23 protein-coding genes and 1 other RNA gene are annotated in these 22,866 nt (G+C 62.3%); 5 read left to right on the top strand and 19 right to left on the bottom strand.

Going from position 1 to position 22,866, the window contains the following annotated elements; genetic code table 11:
- Positions 1–71 precede the first annotated feature (71 nt).
- The 8 genes from DWU99_RS14420 to DWU99_RS14385 all read right to left on the bottom strand — a co-directional run bounded on the left by DWU99_RS14420 (position 72) and on the right by DWU99_RS14385 (position 7,083).
- Positions 72–3,161, bottom strand: a complete 3,090-nt coding sequence (locus tag DWU99_RS14420; protein ID WP_115478766.1) for a TonB-dependent receptor — start codon at positions 3,159–3,161, stop codon at positions 72–74.
- An 839-nt stretch (positions 3,162–4,000) separates the two neighbouring features.
- On the bottom strand, positions 4,001–4,222 hold the full coding sequence (locus DWU99_RS14415; RefSeq protein WP_115478765.1) for a hypothetical protein: 222 nt from the start codon (positions 4,220–4,222) through the stop codon (positions 4,001–4,003).
- Positions 4,223–4,417: 195 nt separating this feature from the next.
- Entirely contained in the window at positions 4,418–5,059 is a 642-nt protein-coding gene (rpiA, locus tag DWU99_RS14410) for a ribose-5-phosphate isomerase RpiA (protein WP_115478764.1), read from the bottom strand.
- Positions 5,060–5,173: 114 nt separating this feature from the next.
- Positions 5,174–5,626, bottom strand: coding sequence for an EVE domain-containing protein (locus tag DWU99_RS14405; protein WP_115478763.1), 453 nt, complete (start codon positions 5,624–5,626; stop codon positions 5,174–5,176).
- On the bottom strand, positions 5,623–6,240 hold the full coding sequence (locus DWU99_RS14400) for a 5-formyltetrahydrofolate cyclo-ligase (RefSeq protein ID WP_115478900.1): 618 nt from the start codon (positions 6,238–6,240) through the stop codon (positions 5,623–5,625). Before DWU99_RS14400 ends, DWU99_RS14405 begins: the two co-directional genes overlap by 4 nt.
- 88 nt (positions 6,241–6,328) lie before the next feature.
- Positions 6,329–6,514, bottom strand: a non-coding RNA gene (gene ssrS / locus DWU99_RS14395) — 6S RNA.
- A gap of 7 nt (positions 6,515–6,521) precedes the next feature.
- Positions 6,522–6,866, bottom strand: coding sequence for a cell division protein ZapA (locus DWU99_RS14390; protein WP_115478762.1), 345 nt, complete (start codon positions 6,864–6,866; stop codon positions 6,522–6,524).
- Complete coding sequence (locus DWU99_RS14385; protein WP_115478761.1) at positions 6,859–7,083, bottom strand: TIGR02449 family protein; 225 nt, start codon at positions 7,081–7,083, stop codon at positions 6,859–6,861. Before DWU99_RS14385 ends, DWU99_RS14390 begins: the two co-directional genes overlap by 8 nt.
- Positions 7,084–7,183: 100 nt before the next feature.
- Here DWU99_RS14385 and DWU99_RS14380 point away from each other — a divergent pair, with 100 nt between their 5' ends.
- Together DWU99_RS14380 and DWU99_RS14375 are read left to right on the top strand one after the other, a co-directional pair.
- The gene (locus DWU99_RS14380; RefSeq protein ID WP_115478760.1) at positions 7,184–7,747 is read left to right on the top strand and encodes a UPF0149 family protein; all 564 of its coding nucleotides are present in this window, start codon (positions 7,184–7,186) and stop codon (positions 7,745–7,747) included.
- Positions 7,705–9,054 (top strand): aminopeptidase P N-terminal domain-containing protein, encoded by a 1,350-nt coding sequence (locus tag DWU99_RS14375; RefSeq protein ID WP_115478759.1) that lies wholly within the window; start codon positions 7,705–7,707, stop codon positions 9,052–9,054. The genes DWU99_RS14380 and DWU99_RS14375 overlap by 43 nt, the downstream gene beginning before the upstream one ends.
- A gap of 117 nt (positions 9,055–9,171) precedes the next feature.
- Here DWU99_RS14375 and DWU99_RS14370 read toward each other — a convergent pair whose 3' ends face one another.
- Entirely contained in the window at positions 9,172–10,011 is an 840-nt protein-coding gene (locus DWU99_RS14370; protein WP_115478758.1) for a helix-turn-helix domain-containing protein, read from the bottom strand.
- 159 nt (positions 10,012–10,170) lie between these two features.
- Here DWU99_RS14370 and DWU99_RS14365 point away from each other — a divergent pair, with 159 nt between their 5' ends.
- Positions 10,171–11,145 carry an alpha/beta fold hydrolase gene (locus DWU99_RS14365; RefSeq protein WP_115478757.1) on the top strand — a complete coding sequence of 325 codons (975 nt, stop codon included), beginning with the start codon at positions 10,171–10,173 and terminating at the stop codon, positions 11,143–11,145.
- Positions 11,146–11,151: 6 nt separating this feature from the next.
- On the opposite strand, the gene cydX is transcribed toward DWU99_RS14365, so the two are convergent.
- From cydX to rph, 10 genes are all read right to left on the bottom strand, one after another.
- Positions 11,152–11,286 carry a cytochrome bd-I oxidase subunit CydX gene (gene cydX, locus DWU99_RS14360; protein WP_115478756.1) on the bottom strand — a complete coding sequence of 45 codons (135 nt, stop codon included), beginning with the start codon at positions 11,284–11,286 and terminating at the stop codon, positions 11,152–11,154.
- Positions 11,287–11,298: 12 nt separating this feature from the next.
- Positions 11,299–12,429 (bottom strand): cytochrome d ubiquinol oxidase subunit II, encoded by a 1,131-nt coding sequence (gene cydB / locus DWU99_RS14355; protein WP_115478755.1) that lies wholly within the window; start codon positions 12,427–12,429, stop codon positions 11,299–11,301.
- Between the two features lie 93 nt (positions 12,430–12,522).
- Positions 12,523–14,109 (bottom strand): cytochrome ubiquinol oxidase subunit I, encoded by a 1,587-nt coding sequence (locus DWU99_RS14350; protein WP_199535814.1) that lies wholly within the window; start codon positions 14,107–14,109, stop codon positions 12,523–12,525.
- The gene (cydP, locus tag DWU99_RS14345) at positions 14,109–14,330 is read right to left on the bottom strand and encodes a cytochrome oxidase putative small subunit CydP (protein WP_233511147.1); all 222 of its coding nucleotides are present in this window, start codon (positions 14,328–14,330) and stop codon (positions 14,109–14,111) included. The genes DWU99_RS14350 and cydP overlap by 1 nt, the downstream gene beginning before the upstream one ends.
- A gap of 168 nt (positions 14,331–14,498) precedes the next feature.
- A complete protein-coding gene (gene pepQ, locus DWU99_RS14340) occupies positions 14,499–15,815 on the bottom strand; it encodes a Xaa-Pro dipeptidase (protein WP_115478752.1) in 1,317 nt (438 codons plus the stop codon).
- Between the two features lie 54 nt (positions 15,816–15,869).
- Entirely contained in the window at positions 15,870–16,208 is a 339-nt protein-coding gene (locus DWU99_RS14335) for a PilZ domain-containing protein (protein ID WP_115478751.1), read from the bottom strand.
- A complete protein-coding gene (locus DWU99_RS14330; RefSeq protein WP_115478750.1) occupies positions 16,205–18,664 on the bottom strand; it encodes a DUF1631 family protein in 2,460 nt (819 codons plus the stop codon). The genes DWU99_RS14335 and DWU99_RS14330 overlap by 4 nt, the downstream gene beginning before the upstream one ends.
- A gap of 66 nt (positions 18,665–18,730) precedes the next feature.
- A complete protein-coding gene (gene hemW / locus DWU99_RS14325) occupies positions 18,731–19,894 on the bottom strand; it encodes a radical SAM family heme chaperone HemW (protein ID WP_115478749.1) in 1,164 nt (387 codons plus the stop codon).
- Between the two features lie 3 nt (positions 19,895–19,897).
- Positions 19,898–20,497 carry an RdgB/HAM1 family non-canonical purine NTP pyrophosphatase gene (gene rdgB, locus DWU99_RS14320; RefSeq protein ID WP_115478748.1) on the bottom strand — a complete coding sequence of 200 codons (600 nt, stop codon included), beginning with the start codon at positions 20,495–20,497 and terminating at the stop codon, positions 19,898–19,900.
- Position 20,498: 1 nt separating this feature from the next.
- The gene (gene rph / locus DWU99_RS14315) at positions 20,499–21,227 is read right to left on the bottom strand and encodes a ribonuclease PH (RefSeq protein WP_115478747.1); all 729 of its coding nucleotides are present in this window, start codon (positions 21,225–21,227) and stop codon (positions 20,499–20,501) included.
- Between the two features lie 71 nt (positions 21,228–21,298).
- Here rph and DWU99_RS14310 point away from each other — a divergent pair, with 71 nt between their 5' ends.
- Both DWU99_RS14310 and gmk read left to right on the top strand, forming a co-directional pair.
- Positions 21,299–22,156 (top strand): YicC/YloC family endoribonuclease, encoded by an 858-nt coding sequence (locus DWU99_RS14310; RefSeq protein WP_115478746.1) that lies wholly within the window; start codon positions 21,299–21,301, stop codon positions 22,154–22,156.
- Positions 22,153–22,800, top strand: a complete 648-nt coding sequence (gene gmk / locus DWU99_RS14305) for a guanylate kinase (protein WP_115478745.1) — start codon at positions 22,153–22,155, stop codon at positions 22,798–22,800. The genes DWU99_RS14310 and gmk overlap by 4 nt, the downstream gene beginning before the upstream one ends.
- Positions 22,801–22,866 lie beyond the last annotated feature (66 nt).

Here is a 22,866-nt window from a genome sequence, read left to right as displayed (position 1 = left end):
AAAACAAAGATGCCTCCATGTCCGCTGGAACATGGAGGCATCGATGTTAACGCGAGTACAGCGTCAAACCATCAGTGGAACTGCCAACGGAACACCAACTCGCCGGTGCGCGGTTGCTGGAACGTATTGGGCTGCATGAAGTTGGGGTTGAACTGCCCGTTGCCGTTGCTCATGTTGGTGATGTACGAGGTAACGGTGTTGCTGTTGAACAGGTTGAGCACCTTCAAATCCAGCGAGAAGGCATTCGGGCCGTAGGCCCAGTCGTAGCCAACATCCAGGTCCACCTGCTTGTACGACGGAAGACGACCGTAGCTGCCGCGGGTGTAGTTGATGGTGTTGGATATCGGAGACTGGCCGGCCAACACGTTAGACAACGTGTTGCAGTAATACGCGTTGTTGTTGCCCAGCTGGTTGCTGCCGATCGCCAGCGTTCCGTTGTTCGGATATTGGGATTGGCAATCGATCGGACCACCCGCGTAGTACGTGAGCGCACCACCCACGCGCAGACCCTTCAGGAAGTTGTCCAGATGGGCGAACTTGTAATAGCCGAACACCTTCACCGTGGACGGGATATCGTCGCCCAGATTACCTGCGGCACCCTGCAGGAAGCCCGGGGCATTCAACCCGCTGTCATAGCCGGTGGCGCCGGTGTTGCCGGTGCCGCCGGCATAGCTGGTGGTGCCATCCGTGTTGCCGAATTCATGACGCCACGTGTAGGACGCGCTCAGGTAGTACGGCTCTTCCTCGGAGTAGGCGTGATCCATCGTCAGGCTGAGCTGATAGATCTTGCGTCGCAGCGAGGGGAAGCCGATGTAGCTGTTCGGGAAATCGACCATCGTGAGCGGGCTGTTGGCACCGTTCAACTGCACCGGAATGTTGATGTCCTTGCCCGGCGTGATCAGGTACTGGCCGAGGAACACAGCGTTCGGGTAGCCCTTGTTGGTGAGGTATGCCTTCAGCTGGTCGATGTTGTTGTAGATGTTCGGCAGGCCGGTCAGCTCGCTGGTGAAGAACGTGGCGCCCGCGGTCCAGCTGTCACCGAGCTTTTGCTGCGCGTAAATCGAGAACTGCCTCAGCTTGGCGTTTTGCGTCGTGCTCGAAATGAACTGTCCGGCCGTCAGGTAATGCAGGCCGCTACCGGCGCTGCCTTGCACGGGACCCACTTGCGTCAGACCGGCCGGAACGCCATTGGCTCCCACGCTGGTATAGGTGTACGTGGTGTTGGTGTGGATGTAGCCCTGGCCCGGCGTGCCGCCGTAAGCATTGAAGTAAAGCGGAATGCCTTCGGAGTATTCACCCGCGGTGGCGCCGATCTTCAGCGTCGAATCGCCGTGGACGTCCCATGCCACGCCCACGCGCGGCAGGAAGTTGCCCTTGCTGTACATCTTGGCGTTGATGTTGTCGGTCATGGCGTAATTGTCGTAACGCCCGCCGACGTACGCGGTCCAGTTCTCCGCGAAATGCCAGCTGTCGCCCAGGTAGAAGCCGTAGGTGGGCGAGCTGTTGTAGTAGATGCGCGGCGCGTAGGCCAAGGTGACGTACTTCGTTCCCGGTGCGACCGACACGCCGTTGATGGTGCAAGGCTCGTTGGGTCCCAGCGACGTACTGCAGTAGCTGTAGGTCCACGAGTTAGGGTTCGGGATATTGGCCTGCGCCATGGTCGGGCTGTAACGCTCGCCGCCGAACGTCACTTCGTGGTTGTCGGTCACGTCCCAGGTGAAGTCGAGGCGTGCACCCATCATGCGGTACTTCAGGTAGTACAGGCTGCTGGTGCCGTTGCCGGGCGGCTGCGTCGTCTGATTCGTATCCGGGTTTTTGTACTGGAGGTACGGGGTGTCGATGCCGTACTGGTAATACGAGTTGAAGTACTGCTGAGAGGTTCCCGCCATCGCCGAGACGGACAGCGTATCGGTGATCTGGCCGTGGTAGTTGGCCACCGCCAGGGTGTCGTGCCATGCGTTGCCGCTCCAGTTGGTCAGTGCGGACGACGCGCTGGAAGGGTCATACGGCGTCGACAGCGCATACTGCGATTGCGTCTGGAGGTTGCTCTGACGATCGATGAAGACGTTCAGCGAATGGCCGGTGGCGATGTTCCAGGTGAAGTTGCCGAGGAACTGCTTGTTGCGGTTTTCGTTGAGAGTCTTGGTGGTGGCGTTGTAGGTCTCGGTCGGGTTGACGCCTTGCACGCCCTGGCCGTAGTTGTTCGGCTCGATTTCGGCGAGCACGTAGTAGAACAGCTTGTCCTTGATGATCGAACCCGATGCCCAGTAATCCTGCAACAGGCTCGGCGACCAGTGGTTCAACTGGTTGGCGTTGGTCAGCTGGCCATTGTAGTTGTAGGTGTTCCTGGGGTTCTCGTTGAGCGTGCCCGTGGCAGGCGTGAACGCCAGATCCACACCGGCCTTGAAGTCGTTGGAGCCTTGCTTGATCGTGCCCGCAACGACGCCGCCCATGGCGCTGCCGTATTTGGCATCCATGCCGCCGTCGACGGTGGAAACGGTGGCGAGGGCTTCGTTCGGGATCTTGTCCGGCACCGCACCCTGCTGCATATCGGTGACGTTGAATTCGTTGAGGAAGTACCGGTTCTCGGTGCCCGACGCGCCGTTGAACTGCGGCGCATTGCCGTGCGAACTGGTGATGCTGGCCACGTTCGACTGCATCGAGGCGACAGCGAGAAGATCCGGATTGATCAACGGCAGCCGATTGATCTCCGTCGAATTCCAGGTCTGGATCTGCTGGCTCGTCGTGACGTCGATCGCGTTGACCGTCGGTTGCGTGGCCGTGACGGTGACCGAATTCAATTCCTTCGCATTCGGGGCAGCCGACGCCGTGAATATCGCGGGACTGTTGGAGCCCGCGACAACGACCACACTGCGCTGATCGATCACGTTACCGTCGCGCAGCATTTTTACGACGTAAGTGCCGGGCATCAGCCCAGTGACCTCGTAATGGCCATTGGCATCGGCATGCACGGTGCTGTCGTAGCCCGTCGACGGATTGGTGACTTCGGCGGCAACGTCCTTGCCGCCAGGCAAATTGCCGTAAACGCCGCCGGTGATGCTCTGCGCAAACACCGCGCCGCTGGTCATCGCAGCGGCCCATAGGCCAATGCGGATGCTCGCGCGCAAGCTGCTGCCCAAACGAAACTGGTACCTGCTCATCTTCTCCCCTTCCTTTCGGCTTGTTTGCTGTAGTGCCCGCATTCGCGATCTTTTTTTGAGGGCACAAACCCACCCTGGGCCATGGTGATTTCCATGACCCTCCGTCACTGCTTTTCAGAAATGCGCAACGAACCAATTGCTGGCGTGTGCTGCAGGCGGGATGACCACCTCGCCACGCCGTCCCCAGAATCCCTTCGGATGCCGATCTTTCAATCGATCCAAGTACTCGTGACAACGTTGGACTAAATGCCCCGAGCGGGCTAATCAATAGGACAGGAAAAAGGCAATGTCAATTAAAATTTGTATCGATTCAAATTTAGATTTTCTAAATGTATCCCATTGATGCATAAGTAATTCATCGCCGGGTCGATATTGCACGACAGCATGATGATTAGATCGATCCAAGTTTTTCCGGGAGTTACGGCGTGCTGCACTCGCAAAGAGATGTCCCGAAAACGGTGAATGGCCGATCTTTGGCGGCCTTGGCCCAGGCATGAATCAGGACAAAACAAGAGCCATGCCGCTTCCAGCTCCGCACGCGTTCCAGCCAAGTGCGATGACGATTATTCGTCCGCGTCTCGTGATGTGCTTTTGCTCGTCGTGTTGCCGAGTAGCGCTTCCGTCGCGCACGCCGATGGCGAAACCGGAGACGATCACGGAATCAAGGAAACCGTTGTCGGTGTTGTTCCAGGCGCACGGTGTGCATGCGTGTGGCGCCTACACCTGTTTCGAATTGGAGTCTGGCCGTTATCGCTTTGAGCAAAACAGGATCGGGTTCACTTGTTTCCATTCGTAGGCCAACAAGTGAACCCGATCCTGTTTTGTTTTCTGTTTAGCCGTCAAAACCGGCTGAACTGCGGCACCTTCACCTTGTTCTGCACGGGATGCACTTCGTCATTGGCAACAGTGAGATCCAGCAGAGTTGCCGCAGCTTGTGATGCCACGCGCATGGGCCAGCAATCTTCGATGTGTTCGGCGACCAGGCACGGCTCGCCGACCCTGCATTGAGAGCAGGAAAGGTTGTGAAGCATCAGCTCCTCGACGACGGATGCAGTCTTCATGGCGTCACTCCTCCAGTTGGGCCGGCACCGGTTTTCCCCTGCCGGCATGAGGATCTTTGAAGGGGTTATCGGCAGGCCGGGCGATTGACTTGAGGGTTGGGGCGTGTGCCGTGGCGCGGGCATGTCCTGGCCACAAAAAAGCCCCGCCTGGGCGGGGCTTTCGACTTTGAAAGCAGGCTATATCGGCCGGTTTTGTTACATCACCTTGTCGCCGATCAGCACCACATCGGCAGGGCGCCGCGCGAACAGGCCCACCGTGACGATGCCCGGAATCTGGTTGAGCTCGGTTTCCATCGCCACGGGATCGGCGATCTGCCAGCCGTGCACGTCGATCACCCAGTTGCCGTTGTCGGTGACCACGCCGTCGCGCCACACCGGATTGCCGCCGCGCTTGACGATTTCGCGACCCACCAGGCTGCGCGCCATCGGAATCACTTCGATGGGCAGCGGGAACTTGCCGAGAATGTCCACGCGCTTGCTGGAATCGATGATGCAGACGAATTTCTGCGCCGCCTGCGCGATGATTTTTTCGCGCGTGAGCGCTGCGCCGCCGCCCTTGATGAGGCGCTTGTGCGGATCGCACTCGTCCGCACCGTCGATATACAACGCCAACGGACCGATCGCGTTGAGATCGAACACGGGAATGCCGTGCTTCTTCAGCTGCGCGGTGGATTGTTCGGAGCTGGACACCGCGCCCTGGATGCGATCCTTGATCTTGGCCAGCGCATCGATGAAGAAGGCGACCGTGGAACCCGTGCCGACGCCGACGATGTCGCCGTCTTCCACGTATCGGATGGCCGCTTCGCCCGCGATGCGTTTTTCCTCGTTGTTACTCATGGCATCACCATCAATGTAAAACACGAATGATCGTCGATTTGGCGTCTTGCCGCATCTTGAACGGTTGGGCAGGGCCCGGAGGTCTGCCGGATCGCATGTTCGAGTGAAGCGGCGTTATTCCAGCTCCAGCACGTAACGCCATTCCGTCGCTTCCACCGGCATCACCGACAGGCGATTGCCTTTGCGCAGCAGGCGCATGTCTGCAATCGCGGCGTGATTCTTCAGTTCATCGAGCGTGATGACGCGCTTGAGCTTTCGCACGAACTTCACGTCCACCAGCATCCAGCGCGGATTGTCGCGCGAGCTGCCGGGATCGAAGTATTTGCTCTTGGGATCGAACTGGCTGGGATCGGGATACGCATCGCTTGCGACTTCGGCGATGCCGGCAATGCCCGGTTCCGCGCAGTTGGAGTGATAGAAAAACACCTGGTCGCCCACGTGCATCTCGTCGCGCATGAAGTTGCGCGCCTGATAGTTGCGCACGCCGTCCCAGGCTTCGCGCTTCTTGCGCTTGAGATCGTCGATGGAAAACGTGTCCGGCTCGGATTTCATCAACCAGTGATTCATGCGACGGTGTCTCCTGGCGAAGTCGCGCGGCAATCGATCAATTCGCGGTCGGTGGCGATGAAGTCCAGCGTGATGTCCCAACGTTCGGGGGCGATCTCAGGCAATTCCTGGAATTCGTAGGCGATGCCGACCAACAAGGGCTCGGTGGGACGCAGTTGGTCTTTCAGGAAAGCGAAGCTGCGGTCGTAATAGCCGCCGCCGTAGCCGAGGCGGTTGCCGCGGCGGTCAAAGGCGAGCAGGGGCACCAGGACCAGATCCAGCTGGAACGGGGCGAACCATTCGTGCGGGGTGACCGGCTCGGGGATGCCGAAACGGTTGGGCTGCACCGCGTCGCCGGCCGCCCAGGGGGCAAAGCGCAGCAGGTTGTCCTGGCCGATCAGGGGCAAGAGGAACTGCTGTCCACGGGTCGCCAGCGGTGGAATGACCAGGTTCAGCGGCAGCTCGCCGTCGCAGGCCCAATAGCCGGCCACGCGCTGGTCCGTATGGTATTCGGGCAGGTGCTCCAGGCTGCGCCGGAGGCCCTGTGCGGCGCTCATGCGCTGGGGTGGGGACAGCGAGCGGCGGCGTTCGGCCAGGCGCTGGCGTAGTTCACGGCGTCGTGCGGCGGTATCCACGTCGCGCGTCTCCTGAAGAGGGTGCACCGGGCTGGCGGTCCGCTCCCGGATGCCGTCTTTCGGCGGCATCCGGGCTGGGAATGAGGTGGCGTTTACCGCGATGCCGCTGCCCACCAAACGACCTTGATCCAATGGGATCAGGTGGGAGGGATATTAAGGCCTCGAGGCTTTCCGCTCGTGGCGGACATGCGCAACAGCTTTAAGTAACCGACCCGGGTCGTATATAGGAACAAGGCAATATGTAAGAGTGTGCTGGCGCACACCGCAGAAAACGCCGGGGTCTATTTTAGATGCGCGTCGAGTGCGGCTTCAAGCTTGCGTCGCAGCGAAGCGAGTCCTTCCGCAACGTCGTGTTCAGCTGCGCTGTTATTATTGGCACTTGCAACTTGACGTTTCTGCAATTGCAGATACTCGTGCGTGATGCTGATCGCGGCGAGCACGGCGAGACGATCGAAGCCCGGCGTTTTCGCGTGCGCGCGCAAGTCGCGCATCTTGCGATCGAGAAAGCTTGCGGCTTCCAGCAAACCGTCGCGCTCTTCGGGCGGACAGGCGATCAGGAATTCGCGATCGATCAGTCGCAGCGCAACCGGTTCGTTGGTGCTGGGCGTGCTGATGACGTCAGCCATTGTTTTCGAGCGCCTTGAGTCGTTGGATCATGGCCTCAACCCGGCTGCGCGCCTGTTCGTTGCGTGCCAACAAACCTGCGCGTTCATTCGCCAGTTGTTCCTGGCTGTGGCGCAGACTGCGATTTTCTTCATTCAACCGATGCACATGCTCGAGCAGCCGATCAAGCTGCTGGCTTAAGGCGGCAAGCTCAAACTGGGCTGAGTCGGGTGTCTTCATGCGGTTCACTATATCAGGACGCCGGAAGAAATCTGCTGGCCGGGACGCCAAGGCGGGGGTGTGCATTAAACTTGTGCTTTAGCCGTTAAAGGAGCACGTGATGGCCGTCCCCGATTTCATCGGTTACGACGAACTGGACGATGTCGTGGTGCACCTGAAACTGGCGGCGACCGCCAGCGAACTGCATGGCTCCCTATGCGGTTTTCTGGCCGGCAACGGCAGGCCGGGCAAGCGGCCGTTGCTGGAGTTGCTGCACCTGGATGCGGGCGGGGTCACGGTAGGCGTGGCCGATCAAATGATCCTGGACCGGCTGGTCCGCCAAAGCGAAGACGAACTGGCCGACCCTGAACTGGGTTTCGAACCTTTGTTGCCGGCCGATGACCGCCCCCTGCCTGAACGTGCTGATGCGTTAGTGGATTGGTGCCGCGGCTTCCTGGGCGGGTTTGGCCTGGGCGGTCCGGAGGTGCATGAACGCGTGTCGGACGAAGGCAAGGAAATCCTCAAGGATCTCGGTTCCATCGCCTCCGCATCGCTCGATTTCGGCAATGAAGATGAAGACGAGGATGCGCTGATCGAAGTGCACGAATTCGTCCGCATGGCCGCGATGCTCTTGTTCACCGAATGCCATATTCCCAACCAGCCTTCCAGCGGCACTTTGCATTGAACATCGCTTCTGAAGAATTCGCGCGCCGGCGGCGCCAGTTGATGAAAATGGCCGGGCCCGACGCCGTGGTGCTTATCGCCACCGCACCGGAGCGCATGCGCAATGCCGATGCGGCGTGGCCGTATCGGCAGGACTCCGATTTCCACTATTTGAGCGGTTTTCCCGAGCCTGACGCGGTGCTTGCGCTCCTGCCGGGGCGTCAGCACGGCGAAGCGGTGTTGTTCTGCCGCGAACGCGATCCGGATCACGAGCGCTGGCATGGCGAATCGATCGGCACGGAGCGTGCCGTGGCCGATTTCGGCATGGACGATGCGTTCCCGATCGACGATATCGACGACATCCTGCCCGGCATGATCGAAGGCAGGGGGCGCGTCTACTGTCATTTCGGGCGTGAGCCGCAATTCGATGCGCAGCTTCTGGGCTGGATGCGCCGTTTGCGGCAATTGCGCGGCGGCGGCGTGGTGCCGAAGGAATTCGTCGCACTCGGGCACCTTCTGCACGATCTGCGCCTGTACAAATCGCGAGGCGAATTGAAGTTGATGCGCGCTTCCGCAGCGATTGCCGCCGAAGCGCATCTCGTGGCGATGTCCCTGGCGCGCGCAGGGCGCCATGAGTACGAGGTGGAAGCGGAGCTGTTGCGCGTGATGCGCAGCCGCGGCGCGGTGGCGGCGTTCCCGCCCATCGTCGCCGGCGGCGCGAATGCCTGCACCATGCACTATGTGGCGAATCGCGCGCCGCTCAGGAACGGCGATCTGCTGCTGATCGACGCCGGTGCGGAACTGGAGTGCTATGCCTCCGACATCAGCCGAAGCTTTCCGGTCAACGGGCGCTACAGCCGCGAACAGCGCGCGTTGTACGAAGTGGTGCATACCGCGCAACTGGCGGCCATCGATGAGGTGATGCCGGGGCGCTCATACAGTGCCGCGCATGATGTCGCGGTGCATGTGATTACCGAGGGCCTGTGTGCGCTCGGTTTGCTTAAAGGCGAGCCTGCCGAAGCGGTAGCCGAAGGCAGCTACAAGCGTTTTTTTCCGGCGAAAACCAGTCATTGGCTGGGGCTGGACGTGCACGATGTGGGCGATTACCGCGTGGATGGCGAATCGCGGTTGTTGGAGCCGGGCATGGTGCTGACGGTCGAGCCGGGCATTTACATCGCGCCGGATGACATGTCGGTGCCCGAGGCTTGGCGTGGCATTGGCATTCGCATCGAGGACGATGTGGCGGTGACGCGCGATGGTCACGAGGTGCTTACCGATGGCGTGCCGAAGGACCCGGAAGCGATTGAGGCTTTGCTCGCCCAGCGCTGACTCAGAGTCGCTGATAGAACCGATGCGGTGAATAGATCCACCACCGTCATTCCGGCCTGCGCCGGAATGACGAGCAAAAGCAACATCGCGACAAGTAACCGGCCCTTTAAGTTACTTTTATTCTGGCTGTGCACTCCCATCATCACGCGCAAACCGCTTGCACAGCGCAACGGTTTCCTCGTCCATGGGAAAGCACGATTCGATGTGCAATTCGTCGATGGTGACGTCGCGCGGCGTACCGAACGTGGTGATGGTGGAAAAGAAACTCAGTTGCTGCCCATCCACGCGAAATACCGTGGTCAGCAGCGGCGACGGCGCAACACCGGGATCGCGTGTGTGCCATTGCTTGGGTACGCCAGGATAAGCCAGCGCTTCGTCCAGCAAAGCGCGCGCCTTGGCGTCGGAGGGTGCTGCGGATACCGCGTTGTGCAGATGGCGGATCAGGTCGCCGGCGACTTCTTCCCAATTGGCGATGCCCGAGCGCAGATCGTTGGGATCGAAGATCTGCCGCACCATGTTGCTATGCGGACTGCGCGCGCCGCGCAGCACGAAGTCGGCGACACGCGCTGCGGCGCGATTGGCCATCAGGATGTCCCAGTGCCGATTCAGCAGGAATGCCGGATAGGGTTCCTGGTGGTTGATCATGAACTCGATGGCGCGCCGTATTTGCGCGAGCGCAGGCGTGCTCAGCTCCGTCTCCGGATACTTGGGCGCATAGCCGGCCGCGACCAGCAGCGCATTGCGTTCACGCAGCGACATGTCCAGCGCATCGGCCAGGCGCACGATCATCTCGCGGCTGGGTTGCGACTTTCCGGTTTCCACGCAGCTCAGGTGACGCGCCGATACATCCGCCGCCAGCGCGAGATCGAGCTGACTGCATCGGCGCGCCGCGCGCCATTCGCGCAGCAGCACGCCGACGTGGGTGGTGGGCGCGGATGGCGAGATACGGGAGTCCATGTGGCTTGGCAAATCCTTGGGGTCTGTGTGGATGCTAAAGCACGCCTGCGCAGGAAAGCCATGATCCCCCAGGTCATGACGATATGACCTGGGAGGTCATTGATTGCATGTCGCGCCAAGCGAATCATGACGCCATTCCATCCACACACGGAGAGCGCCATGCAACGCAGGGATTTCATGAAACTTACGGCCGCCGCACTCACGGCCGGTGCCTTTTCCGGATACATGCCGCGTGCGCTGGCATCGGCAGGCGGCAACAGCGGCATGGATGCCAAGGCGTTCCACGCAAGCCGGCGATTCCTGCAGACACCGTTCGGCCGCATTGCCTACGTCGAGCGTGGCACGGGCGATGTCGCGCTGTTCCTGCACGGTTTTCCCTTGAACAGCTTCCAGTGGCGTGGCGCGCTCGATCGCCTCTCGCCTTATCGGCGCTGCATCGCGCCGGACTTCATGGCCTTGGGTTACACCGAAGTGGCGGAGGGACAAAGCGTGGCCCCCGATGCACAGGTGGCGATGCTGATCGCGTTTCTGGATGCGCTGGCGATACCGAAGGTCGATCTGGTCGCCAACGACAGCGGCGGCGCGGTCGCACAGCTTTTCGTGACGCGTCACGCGGACCGCGTGCGCACGCTGCTGCTGACCAATTGCGATACCGAGCACGAAAGTCCGCCGGCCGCGATGAAGCCGGTGATTGCGATGTCGCACGAGGGCACGTATGTCGACAAGTGGCTGGTGCCGTGGCTTGCGAACAAGACGCTTGCGCGTTCGGCGCAAGGCTTCGGCGGGATGTGCTTTGCCGATCCTCGCGATCCTACCGACGAAGCCATCGACTGCTATTTCACTCCGCTGGTGAGCACGCCGCATCGCAAGGCGCTGGTGCATGCGTATGCGATCGCGCTTGAGCACAATCCGCTGGAAGGAATCGGTGCCGCATTACGTCGCTGCGCGGTGCCTACGCGAATCGTATGGGGCATGGACGATACGATTTTTTCGCCCGCGGGAGCCGAGTATCTCGATCACACGATGGGTCACTCGCTTGGCGTACGGCGTGTGACCAACGCCAAGCTGTTCTATCCGGAAGAGCGTCCGGATCTCATCGCCGAAGAAGCGCGCAGGCTTTGGCATATGGCCTGACGCTACTCACTTGTCTTGCGATGGCGTTGACTCTTTGCGCTTGTTCGCTTCATCGGTAGCTTGTACCTCGTACCACATCGCATTGAGCACCGCGAAGGCGCATGCCAGTCCGATGCCAAGTATCCAGCTGAAATACCACATGGCCGTGCTCCTTCAGTAGGTGTTGTGCGAGTGCCGGACATCTTCCAGCGTGACCCTGCCGCGCATCACCCGATACACCCAGCCGGTGTAGAGAATGACGATCGGCAGCAACACGACCACCGCGCCGAGCATCAAGGCGAGCGTGCCGTGGCTGGAGGATGCGTCCCACACCGTAAGGCTGGAACGCGGATCGAGGCTCGATGGCAGCAGGAACGGAAACAGCGCGAAGCCGGCCGCGAGTATCGTGCCGGCCAGCATCAGGCTGCTGCACAGGAAGCCTGCGAGAGTGTGCTTGCCCACGGTCCACTGCACCCCGATGGCGCCGAGAATGCCGATCGCCGGCGCGGCCCAGAACCACGGATAGAGCATGTAGCTGGTGAACCAACTGCCGCCGATCGTGACCTGTTTGAACAATGGATTCGCGGGGCCATCCATCACCACCGGCCCCGCGACGGTGAAGCCGGGGATGCCATAACCGAGCCAGATGCCGGCGAGAACGAAGGTGACGGCATAGGCCAGTGCCATCCATCGCGCGACACGCGCGGCGCGTTCTGCGATGGCGTGATCGGAACGGTACGCGGCCCAGCACGCGCCGTGCGTCAGCAGCATGGTGATGCTCACCAGTCCCGCCAGTATCGCGTAGGGGTGGAGCAGGTCGAAGAAACCGCCTTGCCACGTCATGTACAGATCGTCGTCGTAACGGAACGGCAATCCCAGGAACAGATTGCCGAATGCCACGCCGCTGATCAGCATCACCACGAAGCCGGAAAAGATCAGCGTGCCGTCCCATACGGCGCGCCAGCGCGCGTCGTGGATCTTGCCGCGGAAGTTGAAACCCACCGGGCGCAGGATGAAGGCAAGCAGCACGAGTGCGAGTGCGAGGTACAAGCCTGAAAAGGCGGTGGCGTAAAGCGTGGGCCATGCGGCGAAGCTCGCGCCGCCACCCAGCACGAACCAGACCTGATTGCCTTCCCAGGTGGGCTCGATGGTTTCCAGCAACACGCGGCGTTCGTCTTCCGTGCGGCCCAATACGCGCAGCAGTGCGGCGACGCCGAAGTCGAAGCCGTCCATGATGGCGAATCCGATCAGCAGGATGCCCAGCAACGCCCACCAGATCACTCGCAATGTCGTGATGTCGAACATGGCGTTCTCCTCAATGGATGGCATCCCGCCCCGTCAGGGCGAGCAGGCGTTGACGAAGATCGAGCGCGGCGATTCGAATCCTGCGAAGGTTTTTCATGGCAATGCTCCCTTGGCATCTGTTGCCCCTGCAGCGCGGGGAGCGTGCCGCATCGGCCACAGACCCAGTTCGTCGGGACCTTTGCGTGCGTACTTGACCATCAGCACGGCGTCGACGATGGCCAGGGCGGTGTAGAACAACACGAAGCCGCCCAGTGAAATCCATACTTGTCCTGCCGTGACCGACGACACGCCAAGCGCGGTGGGCAAGATGCCTTCGATCGCCCAGGGCTGGCGTCCGTATTCGGCGACGATCCAGCCGAGTTCGGTCGACACCCATGGCAGCGGCAGGCTGTAGAGCGCCAGTCGCAGGTACCATCGGTTGCGATCGAGCTGTCGCTTGCTAGCCAGCCAGAACGAGTAGGCGAAAAGCGCGATGAAATAGAAACCGCAAGCGACCATGATGCGAAACGCCCAAAACAGCACGGGCACGTTTGGAATCGTGGAATCGGCCGCCTTCTGGATATCCGCGGGCGTCGCCTGGCGCGGATCGGCCAGGTAACGTTTCAGCAGCAAGGCGTAGCCCATGTCGTCGTCGTATTGCGCCAGCGTGGTCTTGGCCTGCGCATCGTTGGGATTGGCGCGCAGCGCAAGCATCGCGCCGTAAGCCTGGAGGCCGTTCTCGATCTTGCCCTTGGTGTCTTCGACCAGGTTGTTGATGCCCGGGATGGGTGTGTCGATCGAGCGCGTGCCGATCAATCCCATCACCCACGGTACGTGGAATGCATAGTGAGTGGTGCGGTTCTGTACGTCGGGAATGCCGAAGACGGTGAAGGATGCCGGCGGCGGCTCGGTTTCCCACATGGCCTCGATGGCGGCCATTTTCATCTTCTGGTTTTCCGAGACGGCGTATCCGGATTCATCGCCGAGCACAACGACAGACAACGACGCTGCCAGGCCGAAGCTGGCCGCCACCGTCATCGAGCGCCGCGCGAAATCGACATTGCGGCCGCGCAGCAGATACCACGCGCTGATCGACAGCACGAACATCGAGCCGATGACGTAGCCGGCACTTACCGTGTGCACGAACTTGGCCTGCGCGACGGGATTGAACAGCACTTCCGAGAAGTGCGTGACTTCCATGCGCATCGTCTGCACGTTGAACTTCGCGCCGACCGGATGTTGCATCCATGCGTTGGCGATCAGGATCCACAGCGCCGAGAGATTGGTGCCGAGCGCCAGGAACCAGGTCACCAGCAGATGTTGGATGCGCGACAGGCGATCCCAGCCCATGAAGAACACGCCCACCAGCGTGGCTTCCAGGAAGAACGCCATCAAGCCCTCGATGGCCAGCGGCGTGCCGAACACATCGCCGACGTAGTGTGCGTAGTACGCCCAGTTCATGCCGAACTGGAATTCCATGGTGATGCCGGTGGCCACGCCCATGGCGAAGTTGATGCCGAAGAGCACGCCCCAGAAGCGCACCATCTGCTTCCAGACTTCGCGTCCCGTCATCACGTAGACGCTTTCCATGATCGCGAGAATCCACACGATGCCCAGCGTCAACGGCACGAACAGAAAGTGATAGAGCGCGGTCAGCGCAAACTGCGCGCGCGACAACGTGACGACTTCGCTATCGATGATCATGGCTTGGTTTCCGGCGAAGAATGTGTGGACGGTGCGAGCAAGTGTTCGATGGCGGCGGGCCGTGTATCCGGACGCGGGTAATGCGCGGCGACGATCCACCAGATCAGCGCGAAGAACGCGATCTTGGCGAGAACGATGAGGATGAGCTCAATACTCAGCCGACGCAGCGGACGGCCCGGTGGGCTGGAGGAAACAGACCCTGTTGGAGGTGACTGCATCGCGACGGATTCCATCCATCCATGACACGGGAAAGCATACGCCCGTGCTCGGCGCGCTGTCGCGCGTCACGCGGTCACAGCGACGCCCTGCCGCATGGCGTGCGGCAGGGCATGAGTGTAGATGTGGTCGACGGCGGTCGACTGAAACTTTGTTAGATCACCGTTGATTTAAACAACGGCAAATGCGTTGCGCGTCAGGTTTTCCGGCTCGCCGTCCGTGCACACCACGTCATCCTCGATGCGGATGCCACCATACGGACGGAACGCATCCACCTTGGCCCAGTCGATGTCCTTGGCCGCAGGCGTGGCGCGCAGTTCTTCCAGCAGCATGTCGATGAAGTACAAACCAGGTTCGATGGTGACCACCATGCCCGGTTCCAGCACGCGCGTCATGCGCAGATACGGATGACCCTCGGGACGCGGAATGCTGCCGCCGCTTTCGCTGGCCTGGAATCCGGCGACATCGTGCACCTGCAGGCCGATCGGATGGCCGAGGCCGTGCGGGAAAAACGCGGACGTCACGCCCGATTGCACCGCGCTTTCGGCATCCATGCGGATCACGCCATGTTCGCGCAGCACGCCGGCCAGCACGTGGTGCGCATGGATGTGAAGTTCCGGATAACTCTGCCCGGCCTTCACCATCGCGGCGAAACCTTGCTGCGCGCGTTCGACGCTGTCGATCAGCGCCTGGAATTCGGCATGGCCTTCGGCAGCGTACGTGCGCGTGATGTCGCTGGCGTAACCGGACGCGCTGCCACCCGCATCGATCAGGAACGAGCGGCTTTCCTTCGGTGGCGTGCGGTCGAAGTTCGTGTAGTGCAGGACAGCACCGTGTTCGTTGAGCCCCACGATGCTGGCGTACGGCAGTTCCGCATCGATCTGCCTTGCTGCAGCGAGATAAGCCATGTGAATGCCGAATTCGCTCCAGCCCGAGCGAAAGGCTTTTTCGGCCGCGCGATGCGCACGCGCGCCGATGTGGCTGGCTTCGCGCATCAAGGCCAGCTCGTAAGGCGTTTTGTAGCTGCGATGCCAATGCAGGTAGTCGAGCACCGGCGGCGGATTGTTGACATCCACGCCGTCGATTCCGGGGCAGCTGGGTGCGATGACGGCGCGATGGCCTTGCGGCAATTGCGCCACTGCTTCGGCGTTGCTGCGCACGATGACGACGTCGAACTGATCGACCCAATAACCGCTCGGCGCCGCCGGAACGACATGCCAGTAATCGCGTGGCTGCACGAAGATCAGTCTGGGTTTGCTGCCCGGCGTATAGACCACCCAGCTGCCTGGCGCGGCGGTCAACGGCAGCCAGTGGCGAAAATGCGGATTGGCGACGAACGGGTAATCCTGATCGTCGAGGAATTTGCGCAGCGGCGTGCTCGATGCGATCAGCAGATGATCGAAACCGCCGAGAGCCAGCGCCTTGTCGGCGCGCTCGCGCAGTGTGGCAATGTGTTGGGTGTACAGCGGGGCGAGGTGGCGGCTCATGCGTACTTCCGGGCGGTGACTACAAGAGTCCGCCAGTGTAACGCGACGGGCTGTTCAGGCCTGCTGAAGCCAGGAGTCCAGTTGCGTGGCATCCGCCGTGCCGATGGCGATGATCCGATAGCCGGCCCAGATCTGGCCCGGCGTCGCGGCCGGTTCGTGCCATTGTTCCTGGATGCCGATTTCGATGGTCGGCATGGTGCCGTCATGGCGGGGCAGGTTGAGGCTGACCTGATACACGGCCTCGTTGCGCGGGACGTGCTGGCCGATCAGCAACATGCCGTTGCTGGACAGGTTGCCCAGATGCCCGAGCGGCTGGCCGGTGATGGTATCCATCACGGTCACGCTGTATTCCGGCCGCTTGCGCGGTGCGCGGCGTTGTTCGGACGCATTCATGAGCGGGCTTCCGGTAAAGGCGTCGATGCCGGACGCAACAGATTGGTGGTAAGGGCATGCCACGCGCGATCAAGCAGGTTTACCTGCTGCGGCGGCACTTCGCGCACGCGACCGTTGGCAATGGCGCGGGCCAGTTCCTGCAGGTTCATCACGTCGCTGCGTTGGCCGCGGCGATTGACGAACAGGCTGTTGCCCGACACCGGCGAGAACCACGCCAGTTTGCGTTCCGTGGTTTCGCCCGTTGCTGGATCGGTGAACTCGAACCAGGTGCCGAACGGAAGCTGGCGCAGGCGATTGTGAATGCGTGCTTCGCGTAGTCCCAGAGGAGGGACTACGGCCGCCTGTGTAGGTGGTGGCGCGGAGGACGTTTCCTGACCTCGTTGCTCGCCCAGGCGCTGGCGCTGCTTCAGTCGAATCGCCAAGTCGGTGGCGCTGGGTGCTTCGACTGTGCGCGGCGGAATGACCGGTTTCGGTGCAGGTGGTGTGACCGTCGCTTTGGGTTCCGGAGCTGCTGCTTCCGGAGCTGCGGGTTTCTGCGCGACAGGTTGCACGGACGTTTCGGCCGGCCTTTCCACCACGGGTTGCCCGGCGATTGCCGAAGGTTCTTCGGTCGCCGCGTCGATGGCTTCGGCTGCGGTCGTCGTTGCGGGAGTTTCTTGTGCGGATGCTTCCGTGCCGATCAGGCGCAGGGCCACCTGTTCGGCTTCTTCGGCGTGCATGCCGATCTGCTGCAGGCCGGTTTCCACTTCATGGCGCAGCAGCACCGGATCGTTGACCGGGAACTGGCCGAGCAGTTGATCGGTAATGCGCAGCTGCGTGCGGAAGGCGTCGCTTTGCTCGCCGTGGCGCAGCAGGTTCAACGCCAAGACGTCGGTCCATGCGCGTTCGAGCAGGGTGCGCAGCAGGCCGCGCGGGGACGAGAGCGCAAAGCGCTCGCTCATCAATTCGTCGGCGCGGCGACGTGCCTGGTCCAGTCGTTCGTGGCCTTGCATGGCCTCGACGTGGCGACGCTCGGTGGTTTGCGCCTTGCGCACCAATTGCGCGAGGTGATGTTCGATATCCGCCAGCAGGCTGGTGTAAAGACCTGCGGTGGGCGGCTCTTGCTGGGCGCGGTCCACCAGATGGGTGAGTTGGGCGAGCAGTTGGTGGTCGGTTTCGCCGTTCGGTCCGTCGACCCAGTCGTTGAGGCCTTCGGCAAGTTTGCCGAGCAACTGACGGGCCGGATGTTCGCGCGTGTCGAAGAACCCGCGGTCCGTGACGGCGAGGCGAAGCATCGGCAGTTGCAGGTTGCCCAGCAAGGCGCGTGTATTGGGGCCCTGGTGCAGTTGTTGCGCCAGCTGTTCGAACAGCATGGCGACCAGTTCCACCGTGTCGCCCTGTTCGGCGGTGAGCTCCATGCGTGCCGTGCCGGGTGGCAGGCCCGCATTGAGCTGCAGCAGCAGTTCTTCGTGCAGGCGTTGCGCGCTGCGCAGTTCGCGGCTGGTGTTGTCGGTGACTTGAATCATGTGTTGCTGCAACGCAGACAGCGCGGTTTGCAGTTCATCGTGCGTGGCCGTGCGCGTGCCTGCGGCAGGCGCGGGGCCGGCATTACCGGTGCGCTGTCGCGAGAGCAGGTCGCGCAAGGTTTCCAGCACCGCGATGGGTTCGCTGCTGCGCTGATCGGGTGCCGTGGTCGCGGCGGGCGCTGCAGCGGCTGGCGTGGCCGTGGGCACCGCGCCATGCGCGGGTCCGTGGCTGGGCCGCGCGGCGGGAAATGCGCGCAGTTGCGGCAGGATGCCATCGGCCAGCAACTTGGTGTTGATGCCTTCGTACAACGAGACCAACGCTGCGCCGACGGTGCTTTCGAACACCTGCAGCAACAGGATGCGATGTTCGATCGGCAAGTCCAGCGGATCGCTCGCCTTGCGCAGTATGTGCGCCATGCTCTGCGGACTGGGCGGCAGATCTTTGCCTTCCAGCGGGGGCGCGCCGACGAGCACGGCCAGACGATAGGACAGCTCGGACAGTTTCTGGCTGTTGTGCGCCTCGATGCGCGCCGCGAGTTTGTCGAGTGCGGCAGTGAGTTCGTGTTCGGTGCGATCGAGCAGAGTCAGGGGCTGCATGCTCAGGAGCGAAGACGCTTCCTCGTCGCCTTCGGTACGCCCCATGTATTCGAAGCTCTGGCGCAGGCGGGACGAGAAGGACTGCATGAACGCCGCACGACCCTGTTGCACCAGGCTGCGACTGTCGAAGCAGCGTTGCTGGTCAAGATGGTTGCGCGAACTTTCGGCCTGTTCGTAGAGACGTTTGTCGAACCGGTCCAGGCACAGCCGCAGCGTCGGTTCGGTCCAGTGATCGCACAACGCGCACGCGGCATCCACCACGCGGCGCGCACGCACCGACATCTGGCCGTGATTGATACGGTCATTGCGGTCGAGGGCGGCAAACGGCGGACGTCCCCTTGATTCGACATCCATGACATGAGTCCCAGTAATTCCCCGGCGATGAGTGTAAGCCGGTTACCGGGTTCCCGTCATGGGATGTTAGTCAAGAAAGCTGGCAATCACGTCATTAAGGAAGCGCTGGCCCAGGGGCGTGGTCACCAGGCGTCCGGGAATGTCGTCCAGCCAGCCTTTGTGGCGGCCGGCGGCGAGCGGGGTGGCGATCCGTTCCAGTGGGAGCCCGGTGCGGGCGGGGAAATCCTCTGCGGGAACGCCGTGGATCAGCCGCAGCGCGTTGAGCATGTATTCGAACGGCAGCTCGTCGGTGGCGACGGCGGCGTGACCGCCGATGCGGCCTGGGCCGCCGGCTGCGTCGAGATAGGCGTTCGGATGGCGGGTTTTCCAGCGCCGCCATACCTGGTTACGGAGTGCGTCGGTCACTTTGCCGTGCGCGCCGGCACCGATGCCCAGGTAATCCCCGAATCGCCAGTAGTTGAGGTTGTGCTGGCACTGCCGGTTCGCGCTGGCGTAGGCGGAAATCTCGTATTGCGCATAGCCGGCTTCGGCCAGGCGTGTTTCGCAGGCTTCCTGCATGGCCCATGCTTCATCGTCATCCGGCAGCGGTGGCGGGTGCGCCGCGAACGCGGTGTTGGGTTCCAGCGTGAGCTGATAGTGCGAGATGTGCGTCGGCTGTAGGGCGATGGCGCGATCCACGTCGTGCAGGGCGCCCGGGAGCGTCTGTTCGGGCAGCGCGTACATCAAGTCGAGGTTGATGTTGTCGAAACCGGCGTCCTGGGCGGATTTCACCGCGGCTTCCGCTTCGGTCGCGGAATGGATGCGGCCCAGGCGCTTGAGCTTGTCGTCGTCGAAGCTCTGGATGCCGAAGGAGATGCGATTGACGCCTGCGGCCAGGTAGCCGTCGAAACGCCCATGTTCGACCGTGCCCGGATTGGTCTCCAGGGTGATCTCGCAATGATCGACGAAGGGCAGGCGGGCGTGAGCGCCGTCGAGAAAACGCTCGATCAGTTCCGGTGCGAACAGGCTGGGCGTACCACCGCCGAAGAACACGCTGACGATGGGGCGATCGCCAAGCGCATCGCCAAAATCGGCACGATCGGCGTCGAGATCGGCCAGCAACATGTCCACATAGGTGGCGTAGGGCGGCTCGCCGCGCAGGCCGTGCGAGTTGAAATCGCAGTAAGGGCATTTCTTCACGCACCACGGCATGTGGACGTACAGCGCCAGCGGTGGAGCGATCAGCGGCATAGATCAAACATGCAATTCGGCGATGCGTGCGTGCAATTGTGCGAGGGCCTGGGCGCGATGGCTCAGGCGATTCTTCACGCTGGGTTCCAGTTCGGCGGCACTCAGCAGTTGTTCGTGGGGGAGGAACAGCGGGTCGTAACCGAACCCATGCGTGCCACGCGGCGCTTCGAGCACGCGGCCATGCCAGCGGCCTTCGGCAATCAGCGGCGCGGGATCGTCGGCGTGCCACAGCAGCGCGAGCACGCAGATGAAGAACGCACCGCGCTGTTCCGGCACGACGCCGTCGAGTTCGCGCAGCAGCTTCGCGTTGTTGGCGGCGCTGTCGCCGTGTCCGCCGCTGTAGCGAGCGGAGTAAAGACCCGGCGCGCCGCGCAGATGCGGCATACACAGTCCCGAGTCGTCGGCAAGCGCCGGCAAGCCGGTCTTGCTGGACGCATGACGCGCTTTCAGCAAGGCATTTTCGGCGAAGGTGAGGCCGGTTTCTTCGGCATCCTCGACGCCCAGTTCCGCCTGCGGCACCACTTCGAAGTGGCTGTCGGCAAGCAAGGCGTTGAACTCGGCCAGCTTGCCGCGGTTGCTGCTCGCCAGCACGATGCGTTGCATATCAGCTTTCCAGCGCCACGCGCTGCAGCGCGATCAGTTCGCCGATGCCTTTTTCGGCGAGGGTCAGCATGGCTTCCATTTCGACGCGACGGAATGCGTGGCCTTCCGCCGTGCCTTGCACTTCGATGAAGCCGCCGCCGTCGTTCATCACGACATTCATGTCGGTGTCGCAGTTGGCGTCCTCGGCATAGTCGAGGTCGAGCACGGGCATGCCTTGATAGACGCCGACCGAGACGGCCGCCACCGCGCCGATGATCGGATTGCGGCGCAGGTTTTCGCGCTTCATCAGCACGTTCACGGCATCCACCAGCGCGACATAAGCACCGGTGATGGCCGCCGTGCGCGTGCCGCCGTCGGCCTGCAGTACGTCGCAGTCGAGGGTGATGACGCGTTCGCCCAGGGCCTGGCGGTCGACACAGGCGCGCAGGCTGCGGCCGATCAGTCGCTGGATTTCCATGGTGCGGCCACCCTGGCTGCCGCGCGTGGCCTCGCGCTGCGTGCGGCTGGAGGTGGCGCGCGGGAGCATGCCGTATTCGGCCGTCACCCAGCCTTCACCCTTGCCGCGCAGCCATGGGGGCAGGCGGTCTTCGACGCTGGCGGTGCACAGCACGCGGGTATCGCCAAAGGCGATCAGCACCGAGCCTTCGGCGTGGCGGGTGTAATGACGCTCGATGGTGATGTTGCGCAATTGATCACTGGCGCGGCCACTGGGGCGGGACACTGTAGACATAGATGTTGGGCAAGTGATGGCAGGACAGTTTACCATTTGCCACTTTCCCCATTGCCTTGGAACCGGTTTCGATGATTCGCAGCATGACTGCCTATGCCTCCGCCGAGGCCGTCACCCCCGCCGGGGCGCTGACGTGCGAACTGCGCACGGTCAATCATCGTTACCTGGAGCTCAGTCCGCGCCTGCCGGAGGATTTGCGCAGTTTCGAGTCCGCCCTGCGCGAACGCATCGCGGCGCGGCTGTCGCGCGGCAAGGTCGATGTGATCGTGCGTCGCGGCGAATCGCGTGGCGAATCGCTGCAGGTCGAGCAGATGATGGTGGGGCGACTGTCCGAGCTGGCAAGCGAGATGCGGGGTCATTTCCCGGACATGCGCATCGAGTTCACCGAACTCCTGCGTTTCCCCGGCGTGCTGCAGCACGCGGAAGTGGATCAGGACACCCAGCAGGTCGCCTTGCTGGGCGTGCTCGACCGCGCGCTGGATGCACTGACCGCCACGCGCGAACGCGAGGGTGCCAAGCTTGGCGACATCCTGCGCGAGCGGCTGGATGGCATCGAGCGCATCGTCGGCGACGTGCGCGGCTGGATGCCCGAGATTCGCGCGGCTTTGCGCACGCGCCTGGAAACGCGCCTGGCCGATCTCAAGCAGCCGGCCGATCCGGGGCGCCTGGAGCAGGAACTGGTGCTGCAGGTCACGCGTTCGGATGTGGATGAAGAACTGGACCGCCTTGGCGCGCATATCGCCGAAACGCGCCGCGTGCTCGGCCTGAAAGAGCCGGTGGGGCGCCGCCTCGATTTCCTGATGCAGGAATTCAACCGCGAGGCGAACACGCTCGGTTCCAAATCCGTCGATGCGCGCAGCACCAACGCCGCGGTCGAGCTGAAAGTGCTGATCGAGCAGATGCGCGAGCAGGTGCAGAACATCGAATGAGCGCGCAAACGCCCAACAAGGAAACGGCCGAAGGCACGCTGTTCATCGTGGCCGCGCCTTCCGGCGCGGGCAAATCCACGCTGGTCAATGCGCTGCTCGAGCGCCAGCCGGCCATTTCGTTGTCGGTTTCGCACACGACGCGTCCGCCGCGGCCAGGCGAACAGTACGGCCGGCATTACTACTTCGTCGAACGCGCGGAATTCGAACGCGAAGTCGCCGAAGGCATTTTCCTGGAACACGCTGAAGTGCATGGCAATTTCTACGGCACCTCGCGCAGGACCGTGCAGGACTTGCTGGGGCAGGGGTGCGACGTCCTGCTGGAAATCGACTGGCAGGGTGCGGCGCAGATCCGCAAGGCCAAGCCCGATTGCGTCAGCGTCTTCATCCTGCCGCCGTCCCGGGCGGAACTGGAGCGCCGCCTGCGCGGTCGAGGTTCGGACAGTGCGGAAGTGATCGAGCGCCGTCTGCGCAACTCGCGCGGCGAGATCGCCCACGCCCACGAATTCGACTACATCATCGTCAATGACCGCTTCGAGGACGCGTTGGACGGGCTCCAGGCCATCGTCCGGGCGGTACGGCAGCGCGCCGGCCTGCAATGTCAGCGGCACGACAGCCTGATCAAGGAGTTGTTGGCCGAGGGGTGAATTCGGATCATTACTGTACTGCCTAGGATAGCATTACACACCCACTTCAGCTAACGTGAGCACTTT

This window comes from Dyella psychrodurans (assembly GCF_003363265.1).
Taxonomy (GTDB): domain Bacteria; phylum Pseudomonadota; class Gammaproteobacteria; order Xanthomonadales; family Rhodanobacteraceae; genus Dyella_B; species Dyella_B psychrodurans.
The sequence above is the reverse complement of the archived record's forward strand: the minus strand, read 5'-3'. Positions and strand labels throughout refer to the sequence as shown.

What these genes read in the sequence shown, in the direction of transcription:
- DWU99_RS14370 (WP_115478758.1), bottom strand. Translation starts at nt 10,011, where the DNA reads ATGGACTCCCGTATCTCGCCATCCGCGCCCACCACCCACGTCGGCGTG.
- DWU99_RS14405 (WP_115478763.1), bottom strand. Translation starts at nt 5,626, where the DNA reads ATGAATCACTGGTTGATGAAATCCGAGCCGGACACGTTTTCCATCGAC.
- DWU99_RS14380 (WP_115478760.1), top strand. Translation starts at nt 7,184, where the DNA reads ATGGCCGTCCCCGATTTCATCGGTTACGACGAACTGGACGATGTCGTG.
- DWU99_RS14385 (WP_115478761.1), bottom strand. Translation starts at nt 7,083, where the DNA reads ATGAAGACACCCGACTCAGCCCAGTTTGAGCTTGCCGCCTTAAGCCAG.
- rpiA (WP_115478764.1), bottom strand. Translation starts at nt 5,059, where the DNA reads ATGAGTAACAACGAGGAAAAACGCATCGCGGGCGAAGCGGCCATCCGA.
- DWU99_RS14390 (WP_115478762.1), bottom strand. Translation starts at nt 6,866, where the DNA reads ATGGCTGACGTCATCAGCACGCCCAGCACCAACGAACCGGTTGCGCTG.
- gmk (WP_115478745.1), top strand. Translation starts at nt 22,153, where the DNA reads ATGAGCGCGCAAACGCCCAACAAGGAAACGGCCGAAGGCACGCTGTTC.
- DWU99_RS14330 (WP_115478750.1), bottom strand. Translation starts at nt 18,664, where the DNA reads ATGGATGTCGAATCAAGGGGACGTCCGCCGTTTGCCGCCCTCGACCGC.
- DWU99_RS14420 (WP_115478766.1), bottom strand. Translation starts at nt 3,161, where the DNA reads ATGAGCAGGTACCAGTTTCGTTTGGGCAGCAGCTTGCGCGCGAGCATC.
- hemW (WP_115478749.1), bottom strand. Translation starts at nt 19,894, where the DNA reads ATGCCGCTGATCGCTCCACCGCTGGCGCTGTACGTCCACATGCCGTGG.
- cydP (WP_233511147.1), bottom strand. Translation starts at nt 14,330, where the DNA reads ATGCAGTCACCTCCAACAGGGTCTGTTTCCTCCAGCCCACCGGGCCGT.
- DWU99_RS14375 (WP_115478759.1), top strand. Translation starts at nt 7,705, where the DNA reads ATGCCATATTCCCAACCAGCCTTCCAGCGGCACTTTGCATTGAACATC.
- rdgB (WP_115478748.1), bottom strand. Translation starts at nt 20,497, where the DNA reads ATGCAACGCATCGTGCTGGCGAGCAGCAACCGCGGCAAGCTGGCCGAG.
- DWU99_RS14415 (WP_115478765.1), bottom strand. Translation starts at nt 4,222, where the DNA reads ATGAAGACTGCATCCGTCGTCGAGGAGCTGATGCTTCACAACCTTTCC.
- DWU99_RS14365 (WP_115478757.1), top strand. Translation starts at nt 10,171, where the DNA reads ATGCAACGCAGGGATTTCATGAAACTTACGGCCGCCGCACTCACGGCC.
- DWU99_RS14335 (WP_115478751.1), bottom strand. Translation starts at nt 16,208, where the DNA reads ATGAATGCGTCCGAACAACGCCGCGCACCGCGCAAGCGGCCGGAATAC.
- DWU99_RS14310 (WP_115478746.1), top strand. Translation starts at nt 21,299, where the DNA reads ATGATTCGCAGCATGACTGCCTATGCCTCCGCCGAGGCCGTCACCCCC.
- pepQ (WP_115478752.1), bottom strand. Translation starts at nt 15,815, where the DNA reads ATGAGCCGCCACCTCGCCCCGCTGTACACCCAACACATTGCCACACTG.
- cydB (WP_115478755.1), bottom strand. Translation starts at nt 12,429, where the DNA reads ATGTTCGACATCACGACATTGCGAGTGATCTGGTGGGCGTTGCTGGGC.
- cydX (WP_115478756.1), bottom strand. Translation starts at nt 11,286, where the DNA reads ATGTGGTATTTCAGCTGGATACTTGGCATCGGACTGGCATGCGCCTTC.
- rph (WP_115478747.1), bottom strand. Translation starts at nt 21,227, where the DNA reads ATGTCTACAGTGTCCCGCCCCAGTGGCCGCGCCAGTGATCAATTGCGC.